Source organism: Pedobacter sp. 05L430, from assembly GCF_056397585.1.
Genome location: NZ_JBFTNT010000019.1, coordinates 1 through 18348 on the forward strand (window position 1 = coordinate 1; position 18348 = coordinate 18348).

The window sequence follows — 18348 nt, forward strand, 5'->3', positions numbered from 1 at the left end:
GGTGAGTATTATAATTGATTTGATTGATCGCAGGACCAAAAAGGTAATCTGGAGAGGTTGGGCAGGAGAATTAAACAATCCTGAAAAGGCAATTTCTCAATTGCCTAAGGTAATTGAGAATGGTTTTAAAAAGCTTTCTGCATAAGTAAACACTTGGGGCAGCTTTTAATCTTTACCAAAGCCTTGAATTACACGGTTCTGGACATTTTTAAACTTAGGTGGTAACTTGTTTATCTATTGAAAATTTACCACTTCCATTTATGAATGCAGTAATTGATAGACCAATAATCAATAAATGATATTCATACCCTTCACCCTTTTGATTCCCGAACCAATTCATGAAAAACCCATTTTGCAGATGTTCTGTGAAAATGATACCGATAAAAAGCATCACCATAGCTACTGACCACAGGCGTGTGGCAAATCCAATGATGAGCGAGATAGCACCGAAAAACTCAATAAAAATGACGAGAAAAGCCATTAACCAAGGTAAATGCAAGGTCTCGGTAAAAAAAGTCATCTCTTTAGAAAATCCTGGGCCGCCAAACCAGCCAAAAACTTTTTGTGCCCCATGCGGAAACATTACCAATCCAATTGTCAAACGTATGATTAGTCCTGTCCAATCGTTGTCTGTTTTAAAAATCATCTGCTTCATTCTGTTTTTTCTTACAAATGAAATGAAATGCTAGATTTTAAAAATTAAACTAGTTTAATAAAATTACCTTTTTTTACCAGTTTTCTGCGAAGCATGCTCAGGAAGACAGGAGTAATGCCCAAATATGCAGCTACCTGTTTCTGAGAAACACGCTGGGCCATCTGAGGGTATCTTTCTATGAAATACAAATATCTTTCCTCAGCGGAGCTGGAAAGGTTTTGTTTGATCCTGTTTTGTTGGGTTATAAAAGCATTTTGAAGAATAATCCGAAAGAAGCGTTCAAATTTCGGTACCTTCTCATACAACCGCTCTAAATTTTCTCTTGTGATTTGCAGAATTTCACTGTCTTCTAAAGCTTCAATAAAATAATCGGCAGGGGCTTGTGTTAAAAAACTGTACAGATCACTTATCCACCAGCTCTCTATTCCGAACATCACAATGTGTTCAACACCATTTTCATCTATACTGTAAACGCGGAAACATCCTTTTATGATAAAATTTTCGGTCTTGCAAATATCACCCTGGCGCAGTAAATAATCTCTCTTTTTTAGTGTTTTTGATTGAAGTAAAGAAACAAAGAAGTCAGCCTCTGTTCTATCGAGTGGGATATACTTAGTAATATTCTGTAGGATCAAGTCAAATCCCATAATTTATCTTCTAGGCAAGTATGAAATGCGGAAATCTTGAAAGGGTGAAATTACTTTTCACCATTAAATGTAATAACTATATTTAAATTTCGGGAAATTAAGCGTCATTAATGTTCGAGCAATAGATCCAGTGAATTAAAGAATAGACCTGCTTTAACTCATAAACTAAGTCCGAATAGATTGACATTGAAATTAGCGCGGAAATATGTGTTTAAAAGCGGAAAAGCTCAATTTCATAGCGAAATTGAGCTTTTCTAAGTAGTGGTATGCGCCGGGATCGAACCGGCGACACATGGATTTTCAGGCCATTTGCTCAATGTCGTAAGTGTCAGTTTTTCAAATGTTTACGAGTCGTTCTTAATTTCTTGCGGAATATTTGCGGAACAGCAGGAAATAAAAACCCTGATTGTCCTGATCAGGTTATTGTAAAGATACAGAAATATCCGCTTTTCCGGCCGACAGTTTTATGAAAGAAGTCTTCGTAGATGTACTTCAGAATTTTGCAATGAAACGCAATTAGAGATATTTCTGTACGAAATCAAATATTAATCGGAACCTCTCGCAATACAATTTGCTAATTCAAATTTGTTCACTATATTTATGTTTTTACTGACAGTAAATATTGATAAAATAAGAACGATGGATGCATTTAAACTATGGGAAGAGGCTACAGCTAAACTGCCTGAAAGTATGGCCGAACGTCTAAGTCTAAAAAAAATAGAGTTCGATGAGGATAAACATTCAGGAATTATAACGATACTCTTCAACAAAGAAAAAAGAGAATACAACTTAATAAACTTATCTAAGGCATCACATAACACCATTTCCTTTCTAAAGCTTTTCAGAAAAGACTCACGGAAGTTGCTGGTCATGGCACCAGTTATTTACCCTAACATTGGTGATGAGCTGGTGAATGCAGGAATAAATTACATGGACAGCCTAGGGAACTTTTATATTGTAGATGAAGAGATATTTCTTGTGCACTTAGGGCAAAAAGGTGCAACAGCCGTTCCAAAAGACAAAACAAATCGGATCTTTACAGAAACGGGAGTAAAACTGTTGTTTGGAATTCTGAATGATCCAGATTTCATTAATTTACCTTATCGACAAATGGCGGGAGCGGTCAATGTATCAATGGCTTCTATTACTGTTATTTTGAACGAATTGCTGAACACAAAATATGTGCATTTAGGCCAGCGAAACAAAAAGATATTAAATCATAAAAAGGAATTGCTAGACAGATGGGCTATAGCATATAAGGAACAGCTAAAGCCTAAGCTCCTGATTGGCAATTACTATTCAAAATTTTATAAGCTGTCACAAGACTTTAAAAAGATCGACCTTACTGAGATGAAAGCGGCTTGGGGAGGCGAAGCTGCTGGCAACATTTATACTAACTATTTAAGTCCACAAAAAATAACTTTATTTGTGGAGGATGACGATAAAAAATGGATGTCAGCATTCAAATTGATAAAGGCCAACGATAAAGATGAAATCGAGGTGCTAAAACAGTTCTGGAGTGATGAATTTTATCAATTTACAAAAGTTATAGACGGAAAAAATGCCGTACCTCCTATACTGGCGTATGCAGACCTAATAACGTCCAACGACAGTAGAAAAGTAGAAACCGCACAAAAGATCTTTGATGAGTACATACAATTTACCGACAGATAAAATTCCGGATCAATTAAAAGAAGTGATAAGAGATATCCAGGAAATTCTTGGAGATCAGGCATATGATTTTATGTTGATCGGAGCAACAGCAAGAGATTTAATATTAGATGGGCAGTATCATCTGGGTGCGGGGCCAAAAACGCTAGATGTGGATTTCGCGTTATACGTACCTGAGTGGGGAGTCTATCAATCAGTGCTGGATAAATTACTTAAATCGGGATTATTTACGGCGACAAAAGTGACACATAAACTGATTTACAAAGAAATTTGTGAAATAGATATTGTTCCATTTGGCGAAATCCAAAATGAAGAAGGAGAATATGACTGGCCACCTGACTTTATGCGGTCCATGAATGTTGCCGGATTCATGGAGGTTCGTGAGGAAACTATCACTTTCAAAATAGATGAAGAAGATTTAACTTTCTCTGTGGCGCCAATCCATGCCATCTATTTCATGAAGATATATGCCTGGAACGACAGAAAATACAAAGATGACAAAGACGGAAGGGATCAGGGATTTATTCTAGCTAACTACATAGAGCTCAAATATGAAGTACTATATGATGAACATGAAGACATCGTTAATGGCGAAGACTGGGACATTATCACCTCTTGTGCGAGAATTTTAGGTAGAGATATTGCCAAATTGTTAAAGAACAATCCTAAAGCGATCCAAAAAACTATTCTGATCATAGAAAACGAATTAGAGGATGAAGAGCATTCATATCTAGCCAGATCCTTGTCAGCAGGAGGCGGCTTTGATTATAACAGGGCATATAAAGCATTACAGGAATTACTGAAAGGCATCAGAGACCTTCACGATTAGCTCCCCGGTTCTAAAACAAATATATAGGTTAACTCCCCAACTAGTTTGCTGGCAAGACATAAATAGAACATATTTTGGTTATAAATCTCAGTTGATTTAGGAATTTTTGACAGTTAAAAACTGAATATTTTTCAGTGATCTTGTAATTTTTTCAGCCTCATTAATCAAAAATCCATTTGGCATTTATGTTGTATTATTATGGGCGAACGAAAGTTCAAAGAGTTTAATTAATTATAAGTTTTAATCATTAAATCAATTAAGGAGGAAAACCCATGACATTGGTTAAATTTAATCCAGAAAACAAGAGAAATTCATTAATGCCAAGCTTTAATGATGTTTTTGATTCCATCTTCAATGACACTTTCTTTGCGGATCGCATGGTAACCCGCGTGCCCGCTGCAAACATCAGTGAAAGTGCCGATCATTATCATGTTGAATTGGCGGCTCCGGGACTTAAAAAAGAAGACTTCAAGCTCAACCTTGAAAGGAATGTATTGAGTATTTCTGTGGAGCAACGAACAGACGACAAACAAGAGGAAAGGAATTACGCCAAACGTGAGTACAGCTATAGTTCTTTTGTCCGTTCTTTCACCTTACCTGAAAGTGCCGATGAAAACGGCATTCAGGCAAGTTATACTGATGGTGTTTTAGCGATCAATATTCCAAAAAGAGAAGAAGCAAAAACAGTAAGCCGTCAGATAGAAATTAAATAATTTCTTCAAAGATGAATTTCGAGAGCTACCTAGATGGTAGCTCTTTTTTTAATCTATTGTTATGGAAACTTCATTTGAAATTTCATTAAATATGAAGACCATTAAGGGCTTAGAGACTTATGCGAGCTTCTATTTAGGGTCTAATGAAAAATTCGCCAGAGGGCTTTTTAATTTGATGCAGGGAGAAAGGGAAATAAAGGCAAATTCGGTAATTAGCATGGATTTGACCAAGAGGCAAATGGGCATTCCCTATCCAATATCTATTTTGCATTGTAATTGGGAGCATCTGGCTTTTAATACAAAAATAATTACCAAAGAAATCTTTAAAGAACTCAATTTGGAGAAAGAAATCTGATGACTTGCTGGTATTTTTTCTTACAGTCCCTACTAAGGGGATCTGAAACAGAACCACCCGCAATGTTGGTTAAACGTTCCATATCCTTCAAGAAGCTGTGTGACAAAGGTTTTCGACGAGTACACTTTAAGTGAACTTTAATTTTATAGTCATTTTAAGATGCTTTCGTATTATTAGTCTTGAATTTTATAAATGTCCCTCATGTTCTTCATGCCTTTGAAGCAGTTCGTTAAATAAGAATTTTGGAGTACGCAAGGAGATTGATCGTTTTTCGAAACTTTCAATCTCTTTTTTTTATCCACTAATTTAGTGTTAATTTGATAGATCAGCTCAGCTACTGCCTCATTGCTCAGATTATTTCTGCCGGATTTTATACTAGAGAATTTTGAATTCAAAGGAGTATCGAACTTGAAGAAGTCAATACTCCTCCATCGGAATGGGATGGGATTAAAGTTTTGTCCAAAGGTTTTTTTCCTCAGATTGTGATCCAGGACTTTCCTATCCGGGGGCATAAGGTGTTTTTTCATATCCGACGCCGCCGATGGCTCAATACAGAGACCTCTACTTTGATTTACCGGACTTGGACTTTAGTAGAAAAGGGAACGCGAATGACAGGGGAATTCGCGGCTTTTTTAAAAGAAATCAATCGATACAGCCCCGAATAGTGTTGATGCTATCAGTTCATTCTATGCAGTAAAGGCAAAAAATCTGCTCCGTCAATATCGTGATTATCTAAGTGATTTTAAAAGCTGGCACCAGAAATCACATGCAAAGAAATGGCTGTTATATCCAGAAAACCTCGGTGAACAGCTTTCCATCGACGAGAGCAGCCTGTCCCATGGTGAACTTTACACCATCCTTACCAACAAAGCCGCAAAGGGTAAGAAAGGAGCCATTGTTGCCATTGTAGCAGGTACCAAAGCGCAAACTGTCATTTCAGTACTGCAAAGGATTTCGGAAAGAGCAAGGAAAAAAGTGGCTGAGGTTACCCTGGATATGGCAGGTAATATGGAATTAATCTGCAAACGTTGTTTTCCGCAGGCAACCAGAGTGACTGACCGGTTTCATGTACAGAAGCTGGCTACGGAGGCACTGCAAGAGATGCGGGTCAAATACAGGTGGGAAGCTATGGATGTAGAAAATGAAGCCATAGAACAATCAAAAGACTGGTCGTCCATTTCAAGCGGAAGTACTTCACAATGGAGATACCATCAAGCAATTGCTGGCCCGCAGTAGATATGTGCTGTATAAAAAGCCTTCAGACTGGACAGATAGCCAAAAGGATCGCGCAGAGCTCTTATTTGGAAGATTTCCTGATCTTAGAACAGCCTGCGGACTCAGTATGGGACTTAGTCGGATCTTTGAAAATACAAAAGATAAGGTCTTTGGACTAGCTAATCTGGCCAAATGGCATGAAAAAGTAAGACAAACTGGATTTAAAGCTTTCAATACAATTGCCAGGTCTATACAAAACCATTATCAGACTATATTGAATTACTTTGATAACAGATCAACCAATGCCTCGGCGGAATCTTTTAATGCAAAAATAAAGGCTTTTAGAAATCTATTCAGAGGTGTTAAAAATGTAGAATTCTTTCTGTACAGGCTAACTCAGCTATATGCTTTATTGCTAATGCCATTCTAATAGTGGGCTAAGCAGCTCTTTTTTGACATATTCAATTTGCAAAATTCTTCTGGGCATTTCCTGTTGGGAAAGAGGGGAATTGTGCAACAGAAGTGGCTTAAAGATCATAACCCCTCCTTGTTGTACTTCACAACATAAGGCGGTTTCATTGGTCACTGCTTCTTCTATCTGGCTGGAAGTAAGTTTGCCACGGTTATGCGTTTTAGGCAGAATATAGATAGCACCATTTCGTTTTGTACAATTGTCCAGATGAACTCTCAATGTTGTTATTCCTTCCAATATATTTAAGGGAGGTTCTGTATGTGGGATGCCTGCTTCTAATGTCCAGTTCGTATAACCCTCCACCTGTAAAATCTGCTTTACAGCAATTTTTAAATCCTGATGCCATGGTATATACCAGTTATTTTCAATACTCTTGTCCAGGATAAATGCTTTGATAGGGCTTAGTTGCATTCCCCCTTCACCAAGCAATTGTCTAGCAGTTTGTTCAGCAAAATTGTACAACTCAGGTGACGTACAAAGCAGGTTACCTGCACTTGCCTCATGTGTATAGTCAAACACACCTAGCTTTTTAAGCGATGTTATCATTTGTATACACTCATTGTCTTTGAGGTACTTTTCTAAAATTATATAACCATCGCTAATTAGCTTGTTATCTGGGATCAACATGAGACAAATCTACCCATATTCAGATTACTTTGTAGCGTATGAATGAGCGCACCRACAAAATCCAGATCTCTGGTACTTTGATAACTATCCTTTAACTGCTTCAAGAAGTTCCCTAAGGTCTGCCTCGGTCAATCCTTGTCCATCGGTTATTTTCCAGAACATCGTTTGTATGGTATTGTAGGGTTTCATCCATTCTGGTTCTACATAGTCAGGATCATAAACATCCAAAGGATTTTGATGCCTTGTAAGATTCAAATGGGGTTTATCTTCCAATAATGACAAAAACTTTAAAACTTCGGCATTGGTGACARCTACATACGGGGTGTGAGTACCCTTTCCAATAACATAATTACGGGTGTCTGGTTCTTGATTATCCTCCCAGGGTAAACCTTTAGAAGAATTCATACACGCAACACCTAAATATACAGTTATAGTGTCCTTTTTACCTCCTGGCCCTCTCCCGTTAGGTGGTACGTTAATTCTTACCCTACCCATTAACATCCCATTTTGAATTCTGCTAGGTGATACATTAAGCATTACCAAACCAGGGGGAAATGTTAGAAGTTTGTCTTCCTTCCAGGTACTATCTCTCTCAATATTTACATCAACATAAAAGGTATTCATGTTGCCATGTAGTTTCCTTAAATCTGGGTCAAATGGATGGTCGGGCCTTGATACAAACCTTAGTCCTGTTGGCAGTTCAAATGGAATACCTTCAGGCTTATCATCATCATTGCCAAAACCCGGCAAATTGTTAACACTACCAATATTGGTAAAAGGAAGTTCTTCTTCTTTAAGAATATTCTTTTCCCCTTTCTTACAACTTGCTAAACCAAATAACATGATTGTTATTAATCCAATATAAAAATTTATCTTATTCATTTTGTGAAAATAGCCTCTAAATGTGTTCGTTATAAAAAAAATATTCGAACCCCTTAAAACATCGTTAAACAACTTAAATCAGCGGTCGAACTACATGGCGAATATTCGTTGCTTATAAAAATTTCCCGTGCTGAAATTTTTTCTTTTAGTCTTATACGCCTATAGCTTTATTATAAAGGGATAGGCGTATAAGGCCTTTTTAATTGATAATACCGGAATCCCTTTATAGTTTAAAAGCTACACCTAAATTCAACAGGCCTACGCCATAACCTAATTCGCCGAAGATGCCAATTTTTTCTGCCAACCAATATCTGGCCCCAAGATGTCCGCCAAAAATGACCTCTCCTGCAGAAGCAGATGCTGGCGCTGCTTCCTCACCTTGCCATTTTACCGAAGCTATGTTATAACCCAAAATTGCGCCTAAATAAGGGTCAAATTTTTCATCTTTAATCCTAAAATGATATGAAACTCTTGCTGCAGCCAGCACATAAGTATATTTCCACTTGCCCGAGTCACCAAACGACTCGTTTTTACCCGCGTAACCCAAATAACCACCTCCACTAATTCTATCTGTAAAGCCATGCTCGTAGCTTACACCAATTGGAATTCCAAAACCGCCACCAATACCCAGTCCTGCATTTACCAATTTGTCTCCCTTTTTATAAGTTTGAGCAGATGCTGATGATGCTCCTAATACAGTTAGCGCAATTGCTAGTGTTAATTTTCTTGTAATTTTCATTCTTGTTTTCTCTATTTTAATTATCATTTTTAGTTATATTTTCGTACGCTGCACTGTCTCACCGAGGCAAGACTACTGCATGCATAAGCGAATTCCTATTGCGAATGTTGTTTCCGTTTATTTTAATTCAATGTTCAATGGAACTTCTTTCCAATTTCCAAACCAGGTCAAACATTCCGGATCACCGGGGATGAATGTCAGCGCAGCTTTTCCTTCAGCCTGTTTGGGGCTGAGTCCGAATTCCTGTTTCAAATTGATTCCTTCCTGAATAAGGATCGTTCTGCCATCAGAAAGGGAAAGCTCCAGGTTATACTTGCCTAATGGAATATTGTTGATGTAGAGACTGTTGTTAAGGACTTCTTTTTTTATGATGAACGTAATCCTTTCTTCTGCATGGACCAGATCAACCGGCATGAGTTTGACCACAATGACCGACCCGATAGGGAAACTGCCTGGTAAGGGAAGGGTTTCTGTCCGCAGATTATAAGAAAGATGTATCGATCCTCCCACATAACTTGTTGGCCACTGAGGGGCCTTGGCAATTTCATCGGGACGGCCATTACCATATGGCAGCAATACAAAGTTTTTCACAGCACCATCCGAGGATCTGAATTCACTTAAAGTACTGTCCGCAGGAAATAATGAGACAAATGCCCGACCGCCTTGGTATTCGATGGTTACTTTAGATCCCCATATTTCTGTATTGCCAACGGGGATGTTCACTTCATAATAACCGTTCTGATCAGACAGTCCTGTTGCCGAACTATAGAATCCTCCCGCAATAGAGGAGCGTACACCGACCTCTGCATTTTTCACCGGCCTGCCGAATATATCTTTCACAAACCCACGTAATATATTGGGGTTCCTATCCAGAGATCTGAAATCAGGCAATTTTGGACGCTGATTTTCCATCAGGTTAACATAAGTACCGGTGCCAGACACGATGAGCGTTTTAGACCTTTCAGGCAGGTCCGAGAAGGAAAGCTGTTTTCTTACTTCGTCCTGGCCGAAAGGAATTTCTTCCTCTTGTTTACCGTCGACTCCTTTTGAGCATGCAAAGAGGAATAAGCAACCGGGCAATATAAATGTTCGGAGAAAAGTTTTCATAAGTTGAGATTTTAAAGTATTTGATTTTTGTTGACCGTGAAGTTACCGGAATAGGAAACGCCCGGGTTTTCTTTTCGATGAACCGTAATAATGCTGGGTAAGAAGTGGTATTTGAAGGCTCAACGGTTCAGACAGCCGTTCATGGCCTTAGTATACCGTTCGTCGTATTTTTGATATTAGTATGCATTTTCCTATGATCTTTGAAAATAAAAACAGATATGAAATTTATTAGACTACCGGCCATCATGCTTATGTTAAGCCCGATGGCTATCCTGATCGGAGCATGCCATGTTGCTGGAGGGGAGAAGGAAACTCAGACGTCTTTTATAGATAAGAAGTGGCAAATGCAGAAATTTACGGTCAGCCCAAGTGTTGACTGGGACCTTGATGGAAAACAGGACACTGACATCTTTGCATTGCTGGAGCCTTGTGATCAGGACGACCTCTTACTTCTTCGTCGCGATGGCGTGGTAATCCGGTTTGCCGAAAAGAAAAGATGTGATGAAGAAGAAGCAGACCAAAAAGAGGATGGGACCTGGACTTTGGCAGGAAATAATGCGAAGATCATATTTCACAGCGATGGCAAGAAGGACGAGGCTAAAGTATTGGAGTCCAGTTCAAAAAAGCTGGTTTTGGAACATCGGTTCACAAGCACCGACGGAATAGATCACAAGCTAACAGCCGAATACCATCTTAAATGATCAGGTCCTTTATTGTGGGCAGGTAATTTCTGCCCACAGTCAATTCGGTGCCGTTATTCATAACGATAAATGTTTTACCGATGTCCCGATAGAGCTCTGCAATGTGTTGTACGTTGATCGCAGTAGAACGGTGGATCCGGAGAAATTTTTCCGGGTTTAATTTTGCAGTAAGCACGGTGATGCCTGTTGAACTAATATACATGTCAGTTTCGCTATGTATTTCGGTATAGTCCCCAAAGGCCCTGAGAAAAATGATCTCATTTACCTGGATGTTACGGAAGCGCTTCTTGCACTCTACCAGGATCCGTTCGGGAAAGCTTGTTCTCCCCCGATAAGAATCAGCAACGGCAAATGGCAGCTGTGAAGGTTGGTTCTGAAGTTTCGCCATGGTTTTTTCAAACCTACCCTTGGTATAGGGCTTCAGGAGATAGTCTGTAGCATTTGTTTCAAAGGCCTGAATAGCATAGTTGTCATAGGCTGTCGTAAAGATTACCCTTGGGACATGCCCGATCCGCTGTAGCACTTCGAATCCGTTAGCGCCGGGCATCTGTATATCCAGAAAAATAAGGTCAGGTTCGAGCCTGTCGATCAGAGAGATGGCTTCCAGGCCGTTTGCACATTCGCCGGCGACAAAATATTCAGCATAAGAGTCAAGATATTGTCGTACCAGTATCCTCCCAGGTTCTTCATCATCGATGATCAAAACGGACATTTTTGCCATGGTATCTTTTTACTGCAATATAGCGAGAAAGAAACTTCTGTGGAATTTTTCGGACAAACGACATATAAGCTGGTCGAATTACCAGCTTGAGCGGTAAAAGAAAAAATAGTATAATTAAAAAAACACATAAATTCAACTCAGGTTAAACTTACTGATAATGACAAAGCATAAACATATGGGAAATGCGAAAAGGGAAATTTTGCTTTTTCTTTTCTGCCTGATTTTGATGAGTATCCTGTATGCTACCCCGCGGCTGTTTTCTCAAGGCATTTCCAAACCATTTATCAGGGAGCTGCTGGTTGATTGTTCGATAATGGCCATCGCATGTTTTCCAGTCTGGTGGCTCCATTTCCGGAAGTGGACCCGCTTTCCTATGAAGAAACGGTTCGCCCTGCATTTTTTTACCGGCGTTATATACTATATCATCTGGATTGTCCTTTATCGGTGGTACAACAAGTTTGCAGGCCTACCGGTGATGACCAGCCAGCAAATGCTCCAAAATATCGGGCCCAATCTCCTTTTCTACATCCAGGTATTCAGTTCGCTTCACATTGATCTTTTCTTTCGGGAGCGGGAAATTCAACAGCACAGGGAACGTGAACTGCGTGAACTTGCCCACAAGGCAGAGATCGAGAGCCTCAAGGCTCAGATACAGCCCCACTTTCTTTTCAATACCCTAAACAGCATCAGCGCATCGGTGCCCGCGGAGAATGAGCACACCCGTGTACTGATTGCCGAACTTGCCGACACCTTCCGTTATGCATTGCGTTCTACGCAGGAAGAGCTCGTTCTACTGTGGCAGGAAATCGAATTTGTAAAGTCCTATCTGTTGTTGGAGCAAAGCCGTTTTGGTAGCAGACTTGATTTTGAAATTGATGTCCGCTCCTGCGATGGTCAAGCAATGATTCCTCCCATGTTGCTTCAACCGCTTGTGGAAAATGCCATAGAACACGGGATTGAGCCAGCCATTGATGGCGGTAGGATATACATCAAATGCCACACTAATGAAAAGGCATCACATTTCTATATCCATAATACCGGAATACCCTACAGGGGAACTGTCGAGGAGATGTTTGCCTGTGACGGAATAGGTCTAAACAATACAGCCAAACGTCTGAGGAATCAATTCGGTGAAGAACTACGGATCGAGATAGATAAAGAAGGTGGAGTTGCAGTATCCTTTGCTATCCCTTTCACGAAGGGCAGCCGTACCAGTTTGATTTAGTAAATGCCGAGAAAGGAGGTTGATGTACATGAATTACGTGAGGCCAGAATTCAACAACAAAAGAGGATTAAGGGTATGGAATCTGAACTTCGGCCGAGGGAGAAGTTTCTTGCCCGTGGGGCTTATGCTTTGTCTGATGGGGAACTTCTGGCACTGCTGATAGGTTCGGGCGCTTCCGTCAAGACCAAGCCCCTTTAGGGTTTGCTGAAAAAAAATCTCCACACTCGCTGCGCTCGGGTTGTATTTTTTTTCGCAAAGTCTTGCCTTGAAAATTGATCAAGGGTAACTTGATCAAAATATTTTGCTTTAATCTTCGAGCACTTCTTTTCTTTCTGCTGGTAACGTAAAATATTTATCTGCCCATAAGTTTATTTCAATCATCAGCGGGAGCAAATCAATCCCTTTTTGAGTTAGTTTATATAAAACTTTTGCCTTGCTTTCAGGATGATTCTGTTTGGTAATTATGCCATTTATTTCCAGCGTTTGTAATCTGGAGGCCAAAATATTAGTGGCTATTTTTTCCTCCGATTTTAAAAAGTCGCCGTAAGTACATTGTTTAAAGAACATAAGATCTCTAACGATCAGCAATGACCATTTGTCTCCCCAAATATCTAGAGAGCTACTTATAGGGCATTCAGACCTCTTTTTTATATCCACCATAAAAATAATTTATATAATCACTTGCAAAATGAAAGTTGTTTGTATATTTGTACTTGCAAAACGCAAGTAAATTTAAACAATTATATCAGAGATGCAATGAAAACAACCGGAAATACAATATTCATCAGCGGTGGAAGCGCGGGTATTGGTTTGGCTATCGCTAAAAAATTGAGTGCAGCAGGAAATAAAGTTATTATCAATGGGCGTAGTGAAGAACGTCTTCAAAATGCCTTAAAAGAGTTAGATAAAACAGCAGTTGCCATACAGGGAGATTTATCTATCTCATTGGAGAGGATTAAGATTGTAGAAGAGTTAAGAAATAACCATCCGGAATTAAATATAATCATAAACAATGCTGGAGCTGCCTTTATAAATGATTTAAGCGGCCAAAAAAATAATGCTGCAGAAAAAGCGTATCAGGAAATCAACACGAATTATATTAGTGTTATAGATTTTACAGCTTTAATATTACCATTACTTTTGCAGCAAACAGAAGCGGCTATTGTAAACGTATCTTCAATAGCTGTATTTAGGCCAAATAAGTACTTGCCAACCTATTCTGCGAGCAAAGCAGCGCTCCACAGTTACACCCAGGGATTGAGAGATACATTTTCTGAAAATGACCGTCTAAATGTATTTGAACTTTATCCTCCTTTGGTTAACACTGATTTTTCGGCAGAGATTGGTGGAGCTAACGGCATTCCGCCATCAGAGGTCGCCGATGAGCTGTTTACAGCCTTGGAAAAAAATCAATTCGAAGTTCCGGTTGGAGACAGTAAAAAAATGCACGCCTTGGCAAATCTAATCAAAGAAGAGGTAAACCATTAATTCTTTTGTCTTATAAAACTTAATCAATATGAACTTAAAAGGAAAAACTGTACTGGTAACAGGTGGGGCATCAGGGATAGGGCTAGAAGCAGTTAAACAGTTTTTATCAATTGGCGCGAACGTTATCATTACAGGAAGAAATCAGGTAAAACTAGATGCTGCTAAAAATAAATACCCTGCTATAACAGCCATACAAAGTGATGCAGGAAATAAGGCAGATGCGCAATCTCTTTTTAATAAAGTGAAAGAATTGGGCGGTATAGATATCCTGTACAATAATGCCGCGGTCCTGGTTCCACCATCAAATTTAGGAGTTGCAAATGAGAAACATATTGAAGGCGCTGGATACGAAATGGAAGTTAATTACCTGGGTGTGTTAAGGCTAAACAATCTATTTCTCGATATGCTCAAATCCAGAAATGAAGCTGCAATAATCAATACCACATCAATTCTGAGTCAGGCTCCCTCCCTAATTGAAGCTACCTATTCTTCGTCAAAAACAGCACTGGCTTTCTATACAATATCACTTCGTGAACACTTAAGGATCATTGGGAGTAAAGTGAAAGTATTTGAATTGATCCCACCACTTGTAGCGACGGAAATGACCGCAGATAGAAATGATAAAAAAATATCGACTGAAGAAATGGTTAAGGGGCTGATCAAAGGTCTATCAAAAAACCAATATACTATTCGCGTGGGCGACGCAAAAATTTTTAATCTGGTTAATAGGATTTTGCCTAAAATTGCTTTTAACATAATTAATCCGAAAAAGAACCATCATCTTTTAAAAAATTAAAATGAAAGCTTTTATCATTAACAAATATACCAAACATGGTCTTCAGCTTGCAGATGTTCCAACACCAGAAGTTGGTGATAATGAGGTTCTGTTGGAGATTTATGCAGCAAGCGTAAATCTTTTGGATAAGAAAATTAAGACTGGAGAGTTTAAATTGATACTGCCTTACAAAATGCCGCTTATTTTAGGGCATGATGTGGCGGGTGTGATTATCCAGGTTGGAAAAAATGTAAAGTATTTTAAAATAGGAGATGAGGTGTATTCACGCCCTTCGGATTTCGCAATCGGTACATTTGCAGAATTTATTTCGATTAATGAAAGGGACGTAGCCTTAAAGCCAAAAAACCTTTCTATGGAAGAAGCTGCCTCTGTTCCTTTGGTTGCACTTACTGCATGGCAAGCCTTGGTGGAAAAAGCAAATCTCAAAAAAGGACAGAAAGTTTTTATCCAGGCAGGCTCAGGAGGGGTAGGTACAGTTGCGATACAACTGGCTAAACATTTGGGGGCAACCGTTGCTACAACTGCAAGTGAAAAGAGCTTTGGAATGCTGAAAGACCTAGGAGCGGATGTGCTAATTGATTACAAGAAACAAGATTTTGAAGCCATCCTGAAAGATTATGATGTCGTGTTAAACAGCCAAGACAATCAAACACTTGAAAAATCACTAACAATATTGAAACCAGGAGGAAAGGCGATCTCCATCTCTGGCCCGCCAACATCTGACTTTGCTAAAGCAATTGGAACGCCATGGTTTGTGAAGGTTCTCCTGTCGCTACTCAGTTCTGGTATCCGCAGAAAAGCAAAGAAGTTAGGTGTAGATTATTCGTTTCTGTTTATGAAGGCAGATGGAAAGCAATTGAGAGAGATTTCGGATCTAATTGAACAGCAGGTGATTAGGCCTGTAGTAGATAAAGTATTTCCATTTGAGCAGACTAATGAGGCTTTGGAATATGTAGAGCGTGGACGTGCCAAGGGAAAAGTTGTGGTTAAAATGAAGTAAAGCCACAAATGATGAACAGCACAGCCAGGCTCCCTCAGGTTCAAACCAATTACAATTGCTTATCAAGCTACTTGCTAATAACCGGTACAATAAACATGGTAATGGAAGGCCTTTTATTTTAATCCAATAATAAAAAGCTTCATGATTCGCCTTTTTCAATTTATTCAGCTTTGAATTGAAAGATTGATCAATTATCAGATCTTTTACTTGTTGCACCAGTGGTGCATCTCGCAAAAAAAATACAATGGCGCTGCTGAATTCTAAAAATAATAATGGTTAATGTAACTATGGTGATAAAAGCATATAGGGCATGATCTGCTAATTAAGGGTTTTCTAAAAAAAAGCTAAATAAATTTGCATCGTACGATTTTAATCGTATGTTTGTTTTATGGAACCTAAGATAGAACCTTCGAAAGCAGAGTTAGATATATTGACCGTCATTTGGAAACATGGGCCAAATACAGTCAGGTTTGTGCACAACCAGTTAGCGATGATCAAGGAGGTAAATTACACTACCACATTAAAACAAATGCAGCTTATGGCTGAAAAAGGGATGCTGACCAGAGATGAAAGTAACATGACTCACATCTACAGGGCTGCAGAAGATCCGAGCAAAACCAAAAGCCATTTACTGGACAGGTTTGTGAACCACATTTACGACGGCTCTGCAGGCAACCTGGTAATGCAGCTGCTCGACAGTAAAAATGCTTCTTCTGAAGACCTAAAGACCATCAGGGACATCCTGAATAAGCTGGATCAACAAAAGTAAACCATTATTATTAAAACCTAAATTATGGAACAGATCTTAAACACCGTTTTACTATATTCCCTGGCACTCGGCCTGATACTGGCCCTGCTGACCGGTCTTACACTCTTGCTCACCCGTTCAGCAAGTCCTTTACTGCGTTACCGTATACTGGTGACACTATTGGCTTTATTCACGGCAAGTATAGCAGTTACCGTTGTTTTCAAACTTCGTGAAACCAATCCAACCACGAGCGCATTCAACCGCCTGATAAGAACTCCGCAAGTAACAACGGATTTCCGGAAAGCTGGTATCAATAACACAATAAATACGGAGACAACAGATCTGATCGCCTCAAGCAGGGATTTTATGAACGATAATGCCAGAACCATCACCCTGATCTGGTTATTTATTGTCTTCGCAAAAAGCATTAAGCTGACCAGCAACCTGTTTGAGCTTCATTACCTGAAAACCCGCCAGGTGTATCCGGCTGGTAAACACTGGGAAGACCAGTTGGCAAGGCTGTCTGGACAAATGGGCCTGTCTAAAGCGGTCAGGATCATGCAGTCAGGGCTCACCCAGGTACCGCTGGTCATCGGTCATTTCAAGCCAGTGATCTTAATCCCCCTGGGAATGATCACCGCCATTAAACCCCGGGAAATAGAAATGATGCTGCTCCACGAACTTGCTCACATCAAGAGAATGGATTTCCTGGTAAATATTTTACAACATGTACTGGAACTGCTTTTCTTCTTTAACCCTGCAGTATTATGGTTATCGGCGCTAATCAGAAAAGAACGGGAAAATTGCTGCGATGAACTGGTACTCCAAAATGCGGATGAAAAACACAACTATATCCAGGCATTGCTTTCCTTTAAGGAATACCAGCTAAAGGTGCCCACATATGCCATGGCATTTGCAAAAGAAAGCAACCTGGTCAGCAGGATAAAACGAATGGTCTACCAAAAGAACACCGCGTTAAATTCCATAGAAAAGGGATGTATGCTGATCGCTGTGCTACTGCTCTGCAGCTTTACACTATTGCGCACAACTGATCCGGCTCCAAAGTCCATTTTCCAGGAACCCGTTGCAAAAAAGGAAAAATCTCAGACCAGCCCTGCTGCTAAACCTCAGAAACGAACCACTGTAAAATCAAAAGTACGACCTCCAGCAGCAAAAACAAGTTCCCCGGCAACGGTAACTAAAGAAACGGCCAATACTGAAGACAGTGTTGAACCGGAGATTTCGGTAAACGTCAATTCAAACACCAATAACACTGGTCATGTAACTTTAAACGTAGACCATAAGCTGGTCGAGAATTTCGCTTCGAACATAACTACAACAGTACTAAGTGCATTAAATATGGCATTGGACAGTAGTCAGCAGTACTCCTCAACCCTCAATGCGGATCCCCAGGTGAAACTGAGCCCTATAGCCAGCCCTAATCCAAGGGTAAAGCTTTCACCATCTCCAAAAGTCGAAGCTAAGTCTTCTGATCTGACCCAGAATTTGATCAAAGCCCTGGAAAAAGCTGGTATCGATACCAAAGGTGATCAGTTTCGTTTCCACATCAGCAACAAAGAATTGACTGTAAACGGCAAAAAACAAGCTGAGGCAGTAAAAGATGCTGTATTAAAAAATTTCCTTAAGTCTCCAGAAGATACCATTGATTTTTCTTACAACAGGAATGGYAAAGGAGTTAGCACATCCAGCAGCTACTATCTTAAATAACTAAAAAGGGATATGACGAACTCATTTTT

At 39.6% G+C, this 18348-nt stretch carries 23 protein-coding genes; 15 read left to right on the top strand and 8 right to left on the bottom strand.

The window, feature by feature from the left end:
* Positions 1 to 214: 214 nt before the first annotated feature.
* Together AC1DG9_RS06050 and AC1DG9_RS06055 are read right to left on the bottom strand one after the other, a co-directional pair.
* Positions 215 to 655, bottom strand: a complete 441-nt coding sequence (locus tag AC1DG9_RS06050; protein WP_172661424.1) for a DoxX family protein — start codon at positions 653 to 655, stop codon at positions 215 to 217.
* A 44-nt stretch (positions 656 to 699) separates the two neighbouring features.
* Complete coding sequence (locus AC1DG9_RS06055; RefSeq protein WP_172661423.1) at positions 700 to 1302, bottom strand: Crp/Fnr family transcriptional regulator; 603 nt, start codon at positions 1300 to 1302, stop codon at positions 700 to 702.
* Positions 1303 to 1902: 600 nt separating this feature from the next.
* Here AC1DG9_RS06055 and AC1DG9_RS06060 point away from each other — a divergent pair.
* The 7 genes from AC1DG9_RS06060 (at position 1903) to AC1DG9_RS06090 (ending at position 6515) form a co-directional block, all read left to right on the top strand.
* Complete coding sequence (locus AC1DG9_RS06060; protein ID WP_172661422.1) at positions 1903 to 2976, top strand: type IV toxin-antitoxin system AbiEi family antitoxin; 1074 nt, start codon at positions 1903 to 1905, stop codon at positions 2974 to 2976.
* Complete coding sequence (locus AC1DG9_RS06065) at positions 2948 to 3802, top strand: hypothetical protein (RefSeq protein ID WP_172661421.1); 855 nt, start codon at positions 2948 to 2950, stop codon at positions 3800 to 3802. The genes AC1DG9_RS06060 and AC1DG9_RS06065 overlap by 29 nt, the downstream gene beginning before the upstream one ends.
* Positions 3803 to 4074: 272 nt before the next feature.
* On the top strand, positions 4075 to 4515 hold the full coding sequence (locus tag AC1DG9_RS06070) for an Hsp20/alpha crystallin family protein (protein WP_172661420.1): 441 nt from the start codon (positions 4075 to 4077) through the stop codon (positions 4513 to 4515).
* Between the two features lie 61 nt (positions 4516 to 4576).
* Positions 4577 to 4870: a hypothetical protein gene (locus AC1DG9_RS06075; RefSeq protein ID WP_172661419.1), complete on the top strand. Its 294-nt coding sequence runs from the start codon at positions 4577 to 4579 to the stop codon at positions 4868 to 4870.
* 401 nt (positions 4871 to 5271) lie between these two features.
* Entirely contained in the window at positions 5272 to 5535 is a 264-nt protein-coding gene (locus AC1DG9_RS06080; RefSeq protein WP_477621739.1) for an ISAon1 family transposase N-terminal region protein, read from the top strand.
* 10 nt (positions 5536 to 5545) lie between these two features.
* Complete coding sequence (locus AC1DG9_RS06085; RefSeq protein ID WP_477621740.1) at positions 5546 to 6106, top strand: ISAon1 family transposase; 561 nt, start codon at positions 5546 to 5548, stop codon at positions 6104 to 6106.
* Complete coding sequence (locus AC1DG9_RS06090; protein WP_288882152.1) at positions 6090 to 6515, top strand: transposase; 426 nt, start codon at positions 6090 to 6092, stop codon at positions 6513 to 6515. Before AC1DG9_RS06085 ends, AC1DG9_RS06090 begins: the two co-directional genes overlap by 17 nt.
* On the opposite strand, the gene AC1DG9_RS06095 is transcribed toward AC1DG9_RS06090, so the two are convergent.
* From AC1DG9_RS06095 to AC1DG9_RS06110, 4 genes are all read right to left on the bottom strand, one after another.
* Positions 6501 to 7184: a phytanoyl-CoA dioxygenase family protein gene (locus AC1DG9_RS06095; RefSeq protein WP_288882154.1), complete on the bottom strand. Its 684-nt coding sequence runs from the start codon at positions 7182 to 7184 to the stop codon at positions 6501 to 6503. The two genes, AC1DG9_RS06090 and AC1DG9_RS06095, sit on opposite strands and share 15 nt — an antisense overlap.
* Positions 7185 to 7268: 84 nt before the next feature.
* Complete coding sequence (locus tag AC1DG9_RS06100; RefSeq protein WP_477634408.1) at positions 7269 to 8066, bottom strand: hypothetical protein; 798 nt, start codon at positions 8064 to 8066, stop codon at positions 7269 to 7271.
* 223 nt (positions 8067 to 8289) lie between these two features.
* Positions 8290 to 8805, bottom strand: a complete 516-nt coding sequence (locus AC1DG9_RS06105) for an outer membrane beta-barrel protein (RefSeq protein WP_172661416.1) — start codon at positions 8803 to 8805, stop codon at positions 8290 to 8292.
* Positions 8806 to 8922: 117 nt separating this feature from the next.
* On the bottom strand, positions 8923 to 9912 hold the full coding sequence (locus tag AC1DG9_RS06110; protein ID WP_172661415.1) for a carboxypeptidase-like regulatory domain-containing protein: 990 nt from the start codon (positions 9910 to 9912) through the stop codon (positions 8923 to 8925).
* A 218-nt stretch (positions 9913 to 10130) separates the two neighbouring features.
* Here AC1DG9_RS06110 and AC1DG9_RS06115 point away from each other — a divergent pair, with 218 nt between their 5' ends.
* Entirely contained in the window at positions 10131 to 10613 is a 483-nt protein-coding gene (locus AC1DG9_RS06115; RefSeq protein WP_172661414.1) for a lipocalin-like domain-containing protein, read from the top strand.
* On the opposite strand, the gene AC1DG9_RS06120 is transcribed toward AC1DG9_RS06115, so the two are convergent.
* Complete coding sequence (locus tag AC1DG9_RS06120; RefSeq protein WP_172661413.1) at positions 10606 to 11334, bottom strand: LytR/AlgR family response regulator transcription factor; 729 nt, start codon at positions 11332 to 11334, stop codon at positions 10606 to 10608. The genes AC1DG9_RS06115 and AC1DG9_RS06120 overlap by 8 nt on opposite strands.
* A gap of 157 nt (positions 11335 to 11491) precedes the next feature.
* On the opposite strand from AC1DG9_RS06120, the gene AC1DG9_RS06125 reads away from it, so the two are divergent.
* The gene (locus tag AC1DG9_RS06125; protein ID WP_172661412.1) at positions 11492 to 12559 is read left to right on the top strand and encodes a sensor histidine kinase; all 1068 of its coding nucleotides are present in this window, start codon (positions 11492 to 11494) and stop codon (positions 12557 to 12559) included.
* Between the two features lie 75 nt (positions 12560 to 12634).
* Positions 12635 to 12757: a UPF0758 domain-containing protein gene (locus AC1DG9_RS06130; protein WP_477621741.1), complete on the top strand. Its 123-nt coding sequence runs from the start codon at positions 12635 to 12637 to the stop codon at positions 12755 to 12757.
* A 108-nt stretch (positions 12758 to 12865) separates the two neighbouring features.
* On the opposite strand, the gene AC1DG9_RS06135 is transcribed toward AC1DG9_RS06130, so the two are convergent.
* Positions 12866 to 13219 (bottom strand): winged helix-turn-helix transcriptional regulator, encoded by a 354-nt coding sequence (locus tag AC1DG9_RS06135; protein ID WP_288882166.1) that lies wholly within the window; start codon positions 13217 to 13219, stop codon positions 12866 to 12868.
* A 96-nt stretch (positions 13220 to 13315) separates the two neighbouring features.
* On the opposite strand from AC1DG9_RS06135, the gene AC1DG9_RS06140 reads away from it, so the two are divergent.
* The 5 genes from AC1DG9_RS06140 to AC1DG9_RS06160 all read left to right on the top strand — a co-directional run bounded on the left by AC1DG9_RS06140 (position 13316) and on the right by AC1DG9_RS06160 (position 18319).
* On the top strand, positions 13316 to 14047 hold the full coding sequence (locus AC1DG9_RS06140; RefSeq protein ID WP_172661411.1) for an SDR family oxidoreductase: 732 nt from the start codon (positions 13316 to 13318) through the stop codon (positions 14045 to 14047).
* Positions 14048 to 14075: 28 nt separating this feature from the next.
* Positions 14076 to 14843, top strand: coding sequence for an SDR family oxidoreductase (locus AC1DG9_RS06145; protein WP_288882171.1), 768 nt, complete (start codon positions 14076 to 14078; stop codon positions 14841 to 14843).
* 1 nt (position 14844) lies between these two features.
* Positions 14845 to 15843: an NADP-dependent oxidoreductase gene (locus AC1DG9_RS06150; protein WP_337717188.1), complete on the top strand. Its 999-nt coding sequence runs from the start codon at positions 14845 to 14847 to the stop codon at positions 15841 to 15843.
* Between the two features lie 388 nt (positions 15844 to 16231).
* Complete coding sequence (locus AC1DG9_RS06155) at positions 16232 to 16612, top strand: BlaI/MecI/CopY family transcriptional regulator (protein ID WP_172661409.1); 381 nt, start codon at positions 16232 to 16234, stop codon at positions 16610 to 16612.
* 24 nt (positions 16613 to 16636) lie between these two features.
* A complete protein-coding gene (locus tag AC1DG9_RS06160) occupies positions 16637 to 18319 on the top strand; it encodes a M56 family metallopeptidase (protein ID WP_288882177.1) in 1683 nt (560 codons plus the stop codon).
* Positions 18320 to 18348: the final 29 nt, after the last annotated feature.